The organism is Mucilaginibacter sp. (genome assembly GCF_965277465.1).
Classification (GTDB): domain Bacteria; phylum Bacteroidota; class Bacteroidia; order Sphingobacteriales; family Sphingobacteriaceae; genus Mucilaginibacter.
Window position 1 is genome coordinate 2,234,418 of the sequence record NZ_CBDICW010000001.1, and the last position, 14,804, is coordinate 2,249,221.

Annotated in this window: 13 protein-coding genes and 1 tRNA gene; 9 read left to right on the forward strand and 5 right to left on the reverse strand. The window is 39.8% G+C overall.

Translation table 11 applies throughout. The annotated features are described in order from the left end of the window. Window position 1: 1 nt before the first annotated feature. Both ACQY4U_RS10155 and ACQY4U_RS10160 read left to right on the forward strand, forming a co-directional pair. Complete coding sequence (locus ACQY4U_RS10155) at window positions 2–715, forward strand: tRNA1(Val) (adenine(37)-N6)-methyltransferase (RefSeq protein ID WP_428329283.1); 714 nt, start codon at window positions 2–4, stop codon at window positions 713–715. A gap of 3 nt (window positions 716–718) precedes the next feature. After that, window positions 719–1,213, forward strand: coding sequence for a metallophosphoesterase family protein (locus ACQY4U_RS10160; RefSeq protein WP_428329284.1), 495 nt, complete (start codon window positions 719–721; stop codon window positions 1,211–1,213). A 47-nt stretch (window positions 1,214–1,260) separates the two neighbouring features. Here the strand turns inward: ACQY4U_RS10160 and rnhA are convergent, their stop codons facing one another. Both rnhA and ACQY4U_RS10170 read right to left on the reverse strand, forming a co-directional pair. Continuing rightward, window positions 1,261–1,731 carry a ribonuclease HI gene (gene rnhA, locus ACQY4U_RS10165; RefSeq protein ID WP_428329285.1) on the reverse strand — a complete coding sequence of 157 codons (471 nt, stop codon included), beginning with the start codon at window positions 1,729–1,731 and terminating at the stop codon, window positions 1,261–1,263. A gap of 138 nt (window positions 1,732–1,869) precedes the next feature. After that, window positions 1,870–3,963, reverse strand: coding sequence for a heavy metal translocating P-type ATPase (locus ACQY4U_RS10170; RefSeq protein ID WP_428329286.1), 2,094 nt, complete (start codon window positions 3,961–3,963; stop codon window positions 1,870–1,872). A gap of 116 nt (window positions 3,964–4,079) precedes the next feature. On the opposite strand from ACQY4U_RS10170, the gene ACQY4U_RS10175 reads away from it, so the two are divergent. Further along, a tRNA-His gene (locus tag ACQY4U_RS10175) sits at window positions 4,080–4,153 on the forward strand. A gap of 37 nt (window positions 4,154–4,190) precedes the next feature. Here the strand turns inward: ACQY4U_RS10175 and ACQY4U_RS10180 are convergent. After that, a complete protein-coding gene (locus ACQY4U_RS10180; protein ID WP_428329288.1) occupies window positions 4,191–4,736 on the reverse strand; it encodes a hypothetical protein in 546 nt (181 codons plus the stop codon). Between the two features lie 599 nt (window positions 4,737–5,335). Here ACQY4U_RS10180 and ACQY4U_RS10185 point away from each other — a divergent pair. From ACQY4U_RS10185 to ACQY4U_RS10210, 6 genes are all read left to right on the forward strand, one after another. Then, complete coding sequence (locus ACQY4U_RS10185; RefSeq protein ID WP_428329290.1) at window positions 5,336–6,118, forward strand: zinc-dependent peptidase; 783 nt, start codon at window positions 5,336–5,338, stop codon at window positions 6,116–6,118. Between the two features lie 196 nt (window positions 6,119–6,314). Continuing rightward, complete coding sequence (locus ACQY4U_RS10190) at window positions 6,315–6,704, forward strand: DoxX family protein (RefSeq protein ID WP_428329291.1); 390 nt, start codon at window positions 6,315–6,317, stop codon at window positions 6,702–6,704. A gap of 185 nt (window positions 6,705–6,889) precedes the next feature. Continuing rightward, window positions 6,890–7,507, forward strand: a complete 618-nt coding sequence (locus tag ACQY4U_RS10195; RefSeq protein ID WP_428329292.1) for a (2Fe-2S)-binding protein — start codon at window positions 6,890–6,892, stop codon at window positions 7,505–7,507. Between the two features lie 11 nt (window positions 7,508–7,518). Beyond that, complete coding sequence (locus tag ACQY4U_RS10200; protein ID WP_428329293.1) at window positions 7,519–8,502, forward strand: FAD binding domain-containing protein; 984 nt, start codon at window positions 7,519–7,521, stop codon at window positions 8,500–8,502. Further along, complete coding sequence (locus ACQY4U_RS10205; protein WP_428329295.1) at window positions 8,499–10,817, forward strand: xanthine dehydrogenase family protein molybdopterin-binding subunit; 2,319 nt, start codon at window positions 8,499–8,501, stop codon at window positions 10,815–10,817. Before ACQY4U_RS10200 ends, ACQY4U_RS10205 begins: the two co-directional genes overlap by 4 nt. 260 nt (window positions 10,818–11,077) lie before the next feature. Continuing rightward, window positions 11,078–13,315: a PAS domain S-box protein gene (locus ACQY4U_RS10210; RefSeq protein WP_428329296.1), complete on the forward strand. Its 2,238-nt coding sequence runs from the start codon at window positions 11,078–11,080 to the stop codon at window positions 13,313–13,315. 15 nt (window positions 13,316–13,330) lie between these two features. Here the strand turns inward: ACQY4U_RS10210 and ACQY4U_RS10215 are convergent, their stop codons facing one another. Both ACQY4U_RS10215 and ACQY4U_RS10220 read right to left on the reverse strand, forming a co-directional pair. Beyond that, a complete protein-coding gene (locus ACQY4U_RS10215) occupies window positions 13,331–13,831 on the reverse strand; it encodes a VOC family protein (RefSeq protein WP_428329297.1) in 501 nt (166 codons plus the stop codon). 107 nt (window positions 13,832–13,938) lie between these two features. After that, the gene (locus ACQY4U_RS10220) at window positions 13,939–14,487 is read right to left on the reverse strand and encodes a hypothetical protein (RefSeq protein ID WP_428329298.1); all 549 of its coding nucleotides are present in this window, start codon (window positions 14,485–14,487) and stop codon (window positions 13,939–13,941) included. Window positions 14,488–14,804: the final 317 nt, after the last annotated feature.

Genomic DNA, 14,804 nt, shown 5'->3' on the forward strand with positions numbered 1-14,804 from the left:
GATGGCTGGCGTTTTTCAATTTAAACAATTTAGTGTTGACCAAAGTGGCTGTGCCATGAAGATCAATACAGATGGGGTTTTGTTAGCTGCTTTAGCTGTTAGTGATACTGCCAATACTATATTGGATATAGGTACAGGCACCGGGGTAATTGCTTTAATGTTGGCGCAAAAATTTAATGATGCTCATGTTGACGCCGTTGAAATCGATGCACAAGCGGCTGATACCGCAAACATAAATTTTGAATCTTCCCCATTTTCAAAACGACTAAAGCTTTATGCATTAAGTTTTGAAGCTTATTTTAAACAGCATCCGGAAAAACAATATGACCTGATAGTTTCAAACCCGCCCTTTTATATTGACTCATTAAAATCGCCTGGGGCAAAAAAGGCATTGGCTAAACATACTGATGTTGATTTTTTCGAGCAGCTGATAAAAAATGTATCCCGGCATTTAACACCAAATGGTAGCTGCTGTTTAATATTACCTGTTAATATTGCCGAAATGGTAACGACTTTAGCAGCAGCCGGGGGGATGTATCTTCAAAAAACCATCTGTGTTCAATCTTACGCCCATTCACAGGCCCACAGGGCAATTATATGTATTGGGTTTAATAATGTTGCTGCTGATGCAACTGAATTGATCATTTACAAGGCTGCGGGCATCTACACAGACGAATACCAAAAACTTTTACAGCCATATTTTCTTAATTTTTAAACGATGGTAAGAATAGGCTTAATATCAGATACCCACAGTTACCTTGACGATGCTGTTTTTAAACACTTTGAAAACTGTGACGAAATATGGCATGCCGGCGATATTGGTAATATTGATGTGGCTGATAAACTCGCCGCCTTTAAGCCATTTAAAGCGGTTTACGGTAATATTGATGGCAAGGATGTACGAATAACTTACCCCGAAAATTTAAGGTTTAAATGCGAAGAGGTGGATTTATGGATAACACATATAGGTGGTTATCCGGATAAATACAGTCCGCTGGTAAAGCCCGAAATTTATAACAACCCACCACAGCTATTTATATGCGGTCATTCCCATATTTTAAAAGTAATATTTGATAAAAAGATCAATTGCCTGCACATTAATCCGGGTGCAGCTGGTAAGCAAGGCTGGCAAAAAGTACGCACGTTAATGAGGTTCAGTATAACAGGTAACAAAATCCACGATATGGAGATCATTGAGTTGGGCGCGAAGTAATTTTATAGCCACAAACTCCATTTCAAGGTAGTCTTTAACAACTAAACCTATAAAAAATTCACCTTCGCATTTTCCATCTCAAAAACAGAATCAATCAAAAGCTCTTTCTGTTTCCCGGCGGCAACGGCTAATTGGTCGCAACGCTCATTTTCGGGGTGCCCATTGTGGCCGCGTACCCAGGTAAATTTGATGTTATGCAGCTTGCTTACATCCAGGTAACGTAACCAAAGGTCTTTGTTCTTTTTGTCCTTAAAACCCTTTTGTAACCAGCCGTATACCCACTTTTTCTCTATGGAATCGATCACATATTTTGAATCGGAATAGATCATTACATTTTGGTTCAGGGTTTTTATGGCTTCTAAACCCTTAATTACAGCAAGCAGCTCCATGCGGTTATTGGTAGTTTTACGAAACCCTTCCGACAGCTCTTTATAATGCTTGCCCGATCGTAAAATTACCCCATAACCACCCGGACCCGGGTTACCGCTTGATGCTCCGTCTGTATATATCTCGATCATAGTTTTTTAGTGCACAAACTATGGCCGATACTCCATAGTCAAGCCTCAAAAATAGGAAACATTGCGCTAAACAGGGTATAAGCTTGGTTTTTTATACTTAATGTTCATAAACAGGGGATGGGTGTTCTGAAAAAAGTATCAGTCTAACTTCTTTACTTTTAACCTTAACGAGTTACCAATCACCACTACATCAGAAAATGCCATGGTAAATGCGCCAACCATCGGGTTTAGAAAACCAAGGGCTGCAATAGGAATGGCAATAACGTTGTAGGCAAATGCCCAAAAAAGGTTTTGCTTAATGGTAAGCAGCGTGTGCTTACTGATCTGCAGGAATTTAACTACCGATTGCAGATCTGTATTCAATAATATTACCCTTGCCGATTGTATCGCCACCTGGCTGGCATCATTCATTGAAACGCCTACATCGGCCTTGGTAAGGGCCGGGGCATCATTAATACCATCGCCAATCATTATGGTTTTCCCTTTTTGTTTGTAAATGTCTATGACCGCCAATTTTTCGTCGGGCAGTTTTTCGGAGTGTATATCAGTAATGCCTATTAGCTGGGCCACTTTTAAACACCTGTTGTTTTTATCGCCGCTTAATAGCACAGGGATAATTCCCATTTTTTTAAGTTGGATGATCAGGTTTGCAGCCTCGGGTTTTATTTCATCGTCGATAGCTATTTGTGCAAGCAGTTGCTGGTTTTTGTAAAGCGACAAGTTAAAGCTGCTTTGATCGGCAGATTTACCTGATCCTAAAAAGTAATGATTCCCCTCCACGTCTTCCGCACGCATACCCAGGCCTTTTTCTTCCTTTACGGTTTTAATAATGAGCTTGGTTTGTTCAAGTGGTTTCAATTCAGCCACCAGCGATTTAGCTATCGGGTGATTAGATCTTTCCTCAATCGCCAGTATAATTCCCCTGATCTGTTCTATAGGTGCGTTAGTAGCCACCTTAATCTCATTAATGCGGAACTTCCCGGTAGTTAAAGTGCCAGTTTTATCAAATACTACATATTTGGTATGGGCTACAGCCTCAATGGTATCGCCACCTTTTATTAATATACCATTTTTTGCTGCGCGACCCAAGCCAACCATAACAGCCGTTGGGGTAGCTAAACCCATTGCACAGGGGCATGAAATAACCAGCACCGCAATGGCATTCATCAATGCAGTTTGCAGGGGGGTATGTATAATAAAATAAGTTATAACAAAGGTGATGAGCGCAATCAATATTACCGCCGGCACAAATATAGAAGCTACCTTATCGCCTAATTTTTGAACAGGTGGTTTGGCAGCCTGCGCCTTTTTCATCAGTTCAATTATCTGGGCCAGCACCGTATTTGAGCCAACTTTGGTGGCCATCATTTTTAAATTGCCATGTACCACTATGGTGCCGCCTATTACGGTATCATATTTTTCCTTTTCAACCGGCAGGCTTTCGCCTGTAAGCATGGATTCATCAACCGATGCATTGCCCGATAGTATGTCGCCGTCAACCGGGATCTTATCACCGGTATTTACCAACAGGGTATCGCCGGGGCGCACATCCTTAGCACTTATCACTTCAACCCCGCCATTAACCACCCGGTTGGCATTTACCTGCTGAATTTTCACCAGGTCTTTTACTGCCGATGTAGTTTGGGTAACCGAACGTTTTTCGAGCACGTTACCTAAAAGTACCAGTGTGATTATGGTAGAGCAGGTTTCATAAAACTGGTATTGCATGCCCAGGTTTTCAATAGTGCCAACAAGGCTGTAAACAAAGGCCGCGGTTGATCCTGTAAATATCAACACATCCATATTGGGCACGCCGCCCCTTATAGAGTTGATAGCACTTTTGCCAAAATGCAGGCATCCTACCACAAAAACAGGCAGGCATAACAACAATTGTACTACCGGCAGGTGCAAAAAATGCCATGAAAAAAGCATGTTGAGCAGTAAAGGCGCGGTTAATATGGCGCAGAAAATGAATTTATTTTCAACTTTTTGGTAAAAAGGAGTGATTTGAGTAGCCGGATCATCAACAACTTTAAAGCCTAAGCCCTCAATTCCTTTAATTATTTCGGGTAGGGATGATGTATTGCTGCTGTTTGAGAATTTTACCTCTTCGCTTGCAAAATCAACAAGGATATTTTGTAAGCCCTTTTTTTCGAGGAGTTTATGAATAGACAAAGCACAATTATTACAATGCATCCCTGTCACATTAAGTTCTACCAATTGCTCTGCCATAATTACAAATCTACTTATTAATTAAAATCGTTCTAAATAAAATGGGTAACCTTAATGTAATATTAAAAAGACTTTGCAATTAAGCGGGATATTTCTATTTTTGCACTCTCCAAACGGTAGATGTAGCTCAGTTGGTTAGAGCATCGGTTTGTGGTACCGAGGGTCGTGGGTTCGAGCCCCATCATTTACCCATGCGCCTCTCATGAATATGAGGGGCGCTTTTTATTTTATTCCATTTCGAGCTCTTTGTTTACAAGTTTCCTCTCTTTTTTTCGTTCCGATCTTCGCTTGTCTGATTTTACTTTTTGTGGATATGGATTTTTATCACCAAGGAAGTGCATGCTTGCTTCGGCTAATGATGAACCTTGTCTAATCATAAGTCCATTCCAAACGCAGTCTTTAAATGGGCAATTGTGTTTGGAATATGTTCCAAAATTTCGGTGCCTAATTTTCTTATCGGACAAAATTTTTTGTTGATTTTTTTTTACATCCTCCCAAATTTTGGCATAGTCGGCTTTTGTATTTTTTATTCCTAAAGTTGAAACTGCCACAAACACAGATGGATCTTTCAATTGTAAAAAATCAAAAGCTTTTTTGAATGTTTTGTGAGCATATTCTCGAACCATAATTTTCTCATTAAGGCTCAATCTTTCATTTTCAACCAGTGAACGGTAAAGTCCAAGCGTGTTGAAATCTTCAAAGTCTTTATAATTGTCAATGTATGGGTAATATTCTTCTATAGTTAATTGATTAAATTTTTTACCAATTTCCATTCTCTGAGATTTAATATTAATAAAGCTATGCAAAACCATGACATAGCGAAATGTATTATCAAGATAATTAAATTATTAAAAAACTTCAAATAAGCGCCAATTATAATCAATCATCAATAAAATGATTCGAGTTACGCACCATAAGGTAGTCAAAGCCGGACTATTTTCTGCAAATTCACTATAAACTGGTTCGGAATTTGTACAATAACCGACCCTTAAAGAGGTAGTCAATTTTTGACTGCCTCTTTTTTATTTAATACAACTTATTGTAAATTAATGTATTAGCAAGCTTTTTATTTCGAAAAGTGTTTTGAGCTTTTTGCTGCTTAAGCCAAGGGCATTATTACCCAAATAATGTCAACACCTGTTTCCACAGATAAATTTTTATTTAATATCTATACCAACTTTTAACACCATAACCTGTTGTTAAAACAAGCTTCCAATTACTTATTATATGCCCTCTTTCAATACGCGAAACTTTAGACCAGTTTTTTATCTCTGTATTCTGTGTCACTTTGCCTCAGGTACTTATGATTTATTTTAAGCAAAAGGAATTGAATACTTCAGTAGCTTTTTAAAAGAAAAAGAAATTAAACATCATGTATATATTTATCTCTATCGTTCTTATTGCCCTATTGACCTGGTTCTTGTTTCGGAAAAAAAATAAAGTTATCGTTTTAGATGAAACGGAAAAATCAGCATACAAAGAATTGCTTGATGCTCATATTGACTATTATCAGAAATTAAGCGATTTAGAAAAAAGCAGGTTTGAAAATCTTATTAATGAATTTTTAAGTGGAGTAACTATAGAAGGGGTTGGTACTGAAGTCACGGCTACAGATAAGGTTTTAATTGCGTCAAGTGCTATTATTCCAATCTTTGGTTTGGGCGACTGGCAATATAAAAATCTAACCAATATTATACTCTATCCGGATACCTTTGATAAAGAGTTTCAGTTTGAGGGTGAGAACCGTAATATATTAGGTATGGTGGGATCGGGCTATATGAATGGCCAAATGTTGCTTTCCCGTTCCGCATTAAGTAAAGGCTTTTCCGCATCAGCGGGAAAAGAAAATACAGCAATACATGAATTTGTTCACTTACTGGATAATTCAGATGGTACTACAGATGGTGTTCCTGAAAACCTGATGGCTCATCAATATGTTCTGCCTTGGCTAAATATGATGCATCAGGAGATGCACCGTATTAAAGAGGGAAAATCGGATATTAATCCTTATGCACTTACAAACGAGGCAGAATTTTTAGCTGTAGCTGCTGAATATTTTTTTGAAAAACCCGAAAAATTCCAGCATATGCATCCCAGGTTATATGACCAATTAAGCTTGATTTTTAATCAGAAGCCCGTTCAAAATGTCGGTTAAATATTTGAACAAATATCTTAGGCTTTTGTATTTCTTATTTGATTGACTTTCAGTTAATAAATGTGAATCTGATTCTGATTCTATTTCATCTTTTAAATGGCCCTTCTTAAATAAAGAATTAGAAATATTTATCAAAACATTAATAGTTACCATTAACAGGAATGGTTGTTGTGTACAGTTATCAAACACATCACCTATGAAACAAGAAAACATAAAAAATGCAGCGCGAATTTTATTGGGGACTAACCTCATTATAGCAGGAATCGGTCACCTGTCCTTTGCCAGAAAAGGTTTCCAGGCGCAGGTTCCTAACTGGGTGCCATTGAAGAAAGATGATACAGTAGTGTATTCCGGAATAGTCGAAATTGCATTAGGCACCGCAATTGCCTTTGCACCCAAAAAATACAGGCAGGATATTGGAAGAGTGGCCGCTGCTTTTTTTGTCGCTGTATTTCCCGGTAATATAGCTCAATACCAGTATAAGCGGAGTGCGCTTAATCTTGATACCAATAAAAAACGATTGATCCGTTTGTTTTTCCAGCCAGCGCTTGTTTATTGGGCTTTGAAAAGTACAAGTAAGGATTGATGGAAGAATATAATACTTCCGCTACAAAATTTACAACGCTCAATCTTTACCGTTCACAAAGAAATGTAGATTATATGGTAGTGGCTTGTTTTGTTTAGACGGATTCTGAATAGTTTATTTTTTAGTTCTTGTTTAAACATTTGCCTTGAAATTAATGTTTGTTTATTAGCAATCAATTAAATTATATGGACAATTCATCCGAAAGCAAAGAACCTTTAAAAGGTGGTACAACGCGGCGGCAGTTTTTAGGTCAGGTTGGTTTTGTAGGCGCTGGCTTACAATTAGCACCTTTACTTTCCAAAGCTACCGGTATCTTACCGGATAATGAGGCACTTCCTGCCGAACCGGTATCTGTAACGATGATGGTTAACGGCAGTCAAAAAACATTAACACTCGATACAAGGGTGACTTTACTTGACGCTCTGCGCGAAAAGCTGATGATGCCAGGCACTAAAAAGGGCTGCGATCATGGTCAATGCGGCGCATGTACCGTTTTGGTAGATGGAAGGCGCATTAACTCTTGTTTGCAGCTGGCCGCAATGTGTGAAGGCTCTGAAATTACCACCATTGAAGGGTTGGCAAAAGGCGAAGAATTACACCCCATGCAGGCAGCTTTTTTAAAGCACGACGGTTTCCAATGCGGTTATTGCACGCCGGGGCAAATATGTTCGGCAGTGGGTTTGTTGAAAGAAGGCCATGCCAAAACCGATGCTGATATAAAAGAACTGATGAGCGGTAATATTTGCCGTTGCGGTGCTTATCAGAATATAGTGGCAGCCATTAAAGAAGTTCAAAACGCTTAACCTGTATCATTATGGAACCATTCAGATTTGTAAAAGCGCAGGACAACTTAACCGCCATACGCGCAGCCAGTATCAACCAAGCTAAATTTATAGCAGGCGGAACTAATATGCTCGACCTGATGAAGCTTAATATCGAAACCCCTAAACAGGTGGTTGATATTAATAAGCTATCATTATATAAAATTGAGGAGCTTCAAAACGGTGGCATCCGCATAGGGGCGCTGGTAAAGAACAGCGATTTATCGTACAACCCTTATATCATAAAAAATTTCCCGGTATTGTCAGAAGCATTGTTGTCGGGCGCATCTCCGCAATTGCGTAACATGGCAACAACGGGCGGTAATTTAATGCAGCGTACCCGCTGCCCTTATTTTTACAGTACAGATTTTGCTTGCAATAAACGCGTTCCTGGTTCGGGGTGTGCCGCTATTTCAGGCTATAATCGGATGAATGCAGTTTTAGGAACCAGTGATAAATGTATTGCCACACACCCATCAGATATGTGTGTAGCGCTGGCAGCTTTGGGTGCGATTATTCACGTACAAGGATCAAAAGGTGCGCGGTCAATACCATTTGCCGATTTTCACTTATTACCTGGACAAACCCCGCATATAGAGCATAACCTTAAACAGGATGAACTGATTACCCATGTGGAAATCCCTGCTCTGGCATTTGCTGCTAAATCGCATTATTTAAAAGTACGCGACAGGGCATCGTATGAATTTGCGCTGACATCAGCCGCGGTTGCCCTTGATATACAAAACGGAATAATTAAAGGTGCAAGGGTTGCGCTGGGCGGCGTAGGCACCAAGCCCTGGCGGTCTTTATCAGCAGAGAAAACTTTAATTGGTGCGCCTGCTAATGCAAAAACCTATCGCGCAGCTGCCGATGCTGCTTTGGCAGAAGCAAAACCTTATAAAGACAACGCATTTAAATTAGAACTGGCTAAACGTACCCTGGTACGCGCCTTAACAACAGTGGGGGGCTTGTCATGAACGAATCACTTGGAAAACCGATAGACCGTGTTGACGGCCGGGCAAAAGTTACCGGCGCGGCCACATACGCAGCCGAATATCAAATTAAAAATCTGGCCTATGGAGCACCAGTTTTAAGTACCATAACCAAAGGCAGGGTTAAATTTATAGATGTAGACCAGGCCAAAAAAATGCCAGGCGTTATAGGTGTAATGACCAGTGAAAACTGTATGATGCTGCATTCACCAGCCGGATCAGACCCTGGCAGCGGAAAATTTGCGGAAAAAGATTTGTTACCCCTACAAAACGATAGGGTACTTTACGGTGGCCAGTACATTGCTGTGGTTGTTGCTGAAACTGCCGAACAGGCAGAGCAAGCCGCCGCTACAATGAAAGTAACCTACGAGGAACAAAAGCCAATGGTCGGTTTCGAAACTAATTTTGCCGCTGCTTACCAACCCGGCTCAGGTTTAGGCGGCGCTAAAACACAGGAGAAAAGAGGAGATGCTGACACGGCTATGAAAATGGCTGCTGTTACCATTGATGAAACTTATAAAACGCCGGTTTACAGCCACAATGCAATGGAACCACACGCTACCATTGCTGAATGGAATGGCGATAAACTAACCGTTTATGATGCTACGCAATCGGTTATAGGTGTGCAGGGCTTATTATCAACTATATTAGGCGTACCTAAAGAAAACACACAGGTATATGCTTTATACATTGGCGGCGGCTTTGGTTCAAAGGGATTTACCTGGGCCAATACATTATTGGCACCAATGGCAGCCAAACAGTTTAACAGGCCGGTTAAGATCGAATTAAAAAGACAACAGGTATTTTCGGCAGCGGGCAGACGTACACAAACACAACAAAAAATTGGACTTGGTGCCGGAGCGGATGGTAAATTACAATCCATTAAACATGATACAATAACAGAAACATCATTTGTAGATGAATTTGTAGAAACAGCAGGTGTTGCTACCAGTATGATATACAGCAGCCCCAACATTGAAGTTAAGCATAGTTTAGTAAGGCTTAACCGCGGTACGCCGTGCCCTATGCGTGCCCCGGGCGAGGCAGTAGGGATGTATGCACTTGAAGTAGCGATGGATGAACTGGCTTACAAACTAAAAATGGACCCGGTTAAGCTCAGGATGGCCAACCACTCAGATATGGATGAACAGAAGAAAAAGCAGTTCTCATCAAAATATTTAAAAGATTGTTACCAGCGTGGTGCTGATGCTATTGGCTGGGCCAACCGCAGTGCCGAGCCGGGTACAACCAAACAGGGTAATTTATTGGTTGGTTATGGTGTAGCAACGGCAACCTATCCGGCTAACCGTAGCGCCTCATCGGCAAAAGCTACTTTGTTTGCTGATGGCCATGCCGAAATATTATGCGGCACACAGGATATTGGTACCGGTACCTATACCGTTATGACACAGGTTGCTGCCGATGCATTTGGTTTACCTGTTGATAAGGTGAAGGTAAAGCTGGGGGATAGCTCATATCCCAAAGGGGCGCAATCAGGTGGTTCACAGGTATCGGCAAGTGTAGGCCCGCCAATAAGGGCTGCAGCTTTGGGTGTAGTAAGCAAAGTGATCAAAATGGCAATAGCTGATGAAGGCTCACCTTTACACGGTAAAAAAGAAGAAGATATTATAGCCGGTAATGGCCGTATACAGCTGAAAAATAACCCTGATAAGGGCGAATCTTTTGCTGATGTGTTACGCCGCAAAGGCATGGATAAGGTAGAGGCGCAGGCAAAAACCAATGTTTCAACCCGCCAGCAGCAGTCGGCCCCGGCTCCTGATGGAAGCCCTGAAGCTAAAATAGAAGCAGAAAGTAAAACCAATGCCGCAGTACAGGCTGATGAAAAAACAGATCGTAAGGATTATGTTTTCCATTCATTCGGCGCACAGTTTGCCAAGGTTTTGGTTGATCCTGATTTGGGAACTATCAGGGTTGAAAAAATTGCAAGTGTAATGGATATTGGTACGGTGATGAATTTAAAAACCGCTACAAACCAGATTATGGGTGGGATTTTATTTGGCATGGGCATGGCATTGATGGAAGAAACCAGGTACGATCCTAATAATGGCCGTATAGTAACGCGCGATTTGGCTCAATACCTGGTACCTGTACATGCCGACATACCAGAAATTGATGTGCAGTTTATTGAGAAACCAGACCCTTATATTTCTCCTATCGGCGCAAGAGGGATAGGCGAAATTGGCGTTACAGGTATGGCGGCTGCCATTGCGAATGCCATTTATAATGCCACGGGTAAAAGGGTACGTGATTTGCCGATCACGCCTGATAAGCTGATCTGAGGTTTCTAATAAGTGTCTTTTTTTTAAAAGGCATAATGATACTTACACTAAGCGCCTTTCATGAAAATGAATGGCGCTTTTTACTTTAATTAAATTGTTGATAACACACTAATTTAAGCATAAATTTAACCGCTTCATCTTTTCAAATTAGGGCTATTTTTTTATATTAGCTAAGTAAGGGCTAAAATGTATAGGATTGATTCATAGTATTTTAAACAATATAATTGTTAAATCCGTTAAAACGTATTATAGTAAGCTGTATGGGCAATCATAAAAATAATTTTAACCATCACGATGATCTTACCTATCAAATGTGCTATGAGCACAGCCTTGACGGAATACTTCTGACTATTCCTAACGGGAATGTTTTAGCGGCTAATCCTGCAGCTTGTGAAATTTTTGGTATGTCCGAGGACGAAATCTGCGCATCAACCCGTTCAATGCTTTTTGATCCCCAACATCCCAATTTTGAAAAATTTAAAGTTGAGCGCGAGCAAACGGGTGCCATAAGGGGTGATCTTAGCGTTTTAAGAAAAGATGGTACCCGGCTTATTGCCGAGATCAGTAACCGGATTTTTACTACAGATAAAGGCGAATTACGTGCAATTATCATCATCAGGGATAAAACAGAAAAGATATTATCGGAGCAAAAGATTTGGGAAACAGAAGAAAAATATAAACAGATTGTTGAATTATCTCAGGAAGGGATCTGGGTAATTGACGAAAACAATAAAACTACCTTTGTAAATGATGCAATGGCTGCCATACTTGGTTACCAACGCGGTGAAATGATTGGCATGGAGCTGTTTGATTTTATGGATGAAAGTAGCCGTAAAATTTCAGAACTTAATATTCAAAAGCGTAAAGATGGTATTAAAGAGCAGCACGACTTTGTTTTTTTAAAAAAGGACGGAACAAAAGTTTGGGTCATTATCTCTACCACACCCATTTTTAAAGACGGTAGCTATGGCGGTGCAATGGCTATGGTTACCGATATAACCCAAAGAAAGCTCGCTGAGGAAAAGGTTATTGCCAGCGAAGACCGCTTCAGAGAATTGGTTGAGAATAACAACGACGCCATTTTATTGCTGGATAAAAGTATGCTGACGATTTACCGCAGCCCGGCAACATCACGGATGATGGGTTTTACCGACGATGAACGGATTGGCCGTAGCTACCTTGAACTGGCACACCCTGATGATATAACCGAAATTAAAAGATTTCAGCAGATTGTTGTTAATAATCCGGGCAGGCCTATTCCAATTAAGGTACGTGCCAAACATACCGATGGGCACTACTTATGGTTGGAAGGTATTGCCACCAACCTGATGCATAACAAAAGCGTAAATGCCATTGTGGTAAATTTAAGGGACATCAGCGAGCGCAAAAAAGCAGAAGACGAAGTACAGCAATTAAATAACCGGTTACGCATTGCTATTGAGGCCAGCAGTGTTTGTATCTGGGAATGGGACGTTAGTACCCATGAATTAAAATGGGACAGTGCCATGTACAGGCTTTATGGCCTTGATCCTAAAGTAGATACTGTTAATTTTAATACATGGCCAACCTATGTACACCCTGAAGATTTACAAAAAGTTTTGGATGACAGCAACGAAGCCGAACAGGGGATAAGGCCGTTAGATACCGATTTCAGGATTATAAGGGCTTCTGACCATGCTATAAGGTATATACGCTCCAAAGCGCTAAATGTGGTTGATCAAAAAACGGGTAAGGTTTTAAAAATGATTGGCAGCAACTGGGACATTACCGAACAGCGGCGTGCAAAGCAAGAAAAAGAAAAGATTTTGGCCGATCTGATCCGTAGAAATGATGATCTGGAACAATTTGCCTATATCATATCGCACAACCTGCGCGCACCCGTTACCAATGTTTTAAGTTTGAGCGAAATGCTGATCAATGATGATGTTGACCACGAATCAAAACCAATGGTTTTAAATGGACTTGACCTGTCGGTAAAGAAGATAGATCTTATTATAAACGACCTGAACAATATCTTTCAATCGCGGCAGCGGATCGGTGATAAAAAAGAAACAATTTATTTTCAACAGCTTGTTGACGATATTAAATTCAGCATAAATCACATGGTTGAAAAAGAAAATGTTTTGTTGAACTGTGATTTTGGGGCAGTTAACCAGGTGTTTTCGGTTCGCAGTTATTTATACAGCATTTTATACAACCTTATTTTAAACAGCATTAAATACAGTAGGGAAGATTTTCACCCTGTAATAAACATCAGTACTGAAGTGGATGGCGATAAATACATCAAACTTTTGGTAGCTGATAATGGAAAGGGTATTGACCTTAAAAGAAACGAAGCAATGCTTTTCGGGCTTTACCAGCGTTTTGACCAAACTGTTGAAGGCAGGGGATTAGGATTATACATGGTTAAAACACAAGTAGAATCATTAGGCGGAACCATAAAAGTAGATAGTGAATTAGATAAGGGCACAGTATTTACTATATGCATACCTGTTTAATTGCATTAATCCTGGTTATTTAGTCGTAACACTTCCCATTTTAGCAAACTCCACATCATTGGGTTCCCAAAGTTCAATTTTATTACCTTCCGGGTCCATCAGGTGTATAAAATTACCATAACTGGTTTTTTGCATGGTATCGGCCGGCATTATGCCTGCTGTTTTCATTTGCGCTAAAAGCTGATCCAGGCCAACCACGCGGTAGTTGATCATAAATTCCTTTTCGGATGGTTGAAAATATTTGGTTGTTTCCTTAAACGGCGCCCAGATGGTAAAGCCCTTTTTGGTGCTGTCCATACCCTGGTGCCACTCAAAATCTGAACCGAACCCACCCATGCGGATACCCAGGTTTTTACTGTACCAGGCTTTGAGCGCTGTGGGGTCTTTAGCCTTAAAAAAAATACCGCCAATTCCGGTTACACGCGGGCCGCTGTTAACAGGTGTAGTTAAACGGCTAAAGCCATAACCCAACAGAAAGGCCACACAAAGCAGGCCGATTAGCATAAACTTTTTCATGATACAGGTTTTAATTTAAAGATAGTGAATAGATTTTATTTCTAAATTCAAAAGATGTGTAAATCAATGGAACATGTTAAAAGTTTTAGAATCCATGTGTTTTCAATTTAACTAACTTTAAGTATTTGAATGATCTTCTTTTTAACTGTTTCTCTATCTTTTTTTATAAGATCTATATATTTAGTAATAGTTTTTTTAATTTCTGTAAGAGCATTTATTAATTCTTCATTGGATGGATTGCCTGATGCAACTTCTTGAAATTGCGCTTCTGCAGTTTTTATTTCATTGATAAATAGTGCTGCTGTATCAGCACCAGATACTCCATAGAATATATCTGCACTCGTAATTGTAATATTATTTTCAGCAATCTTTGATAGGAGTAGTTTTAAATTATCATCAACTTGGCACATTACATTTGCAGCCTCTTGGGAATCATAATTGAACATGTTTTCGTAAGTGTCGAGTAATGTTTCGAAACGCAATAAAGCATAAGCGCTGAAACGATAAAAGTCTTCGCCAACCGATATTATCTTTTCTCGAGTGAATTTATACTTTTCGTTTTTTAGCTTTTTTGATTCTAAAAAATAGCTTGCGAGGAACGTTAGCAATCCGCCGATGATCACAGATAATATATTACTAATTGATATTTTCTCCATTTCACTAAGTTATATAATATGCTGAGCAAATAATTCAATTTTCTTAAAATCAGATGACTTGTTTGTTAAAAATACGAGGTCTATCCCTACCAATTGTATTGCCATAACCAATGGCCGGTAAAACGTATTCGCAAATGCTGCGCGCCATAAATTACCGGTTTTTATAAATAATTGTTGGTTTAACAGTTGTTTGCGCTGTATATAACATTTGTTGTATAAACATTAACAAAACTGTTACAATGAAAAAAGGATCTCTCCTAATTTCACCCTCCGGATAACTGTAATAAAGTTACAAGGCCTAACCAGCAAATTATTAA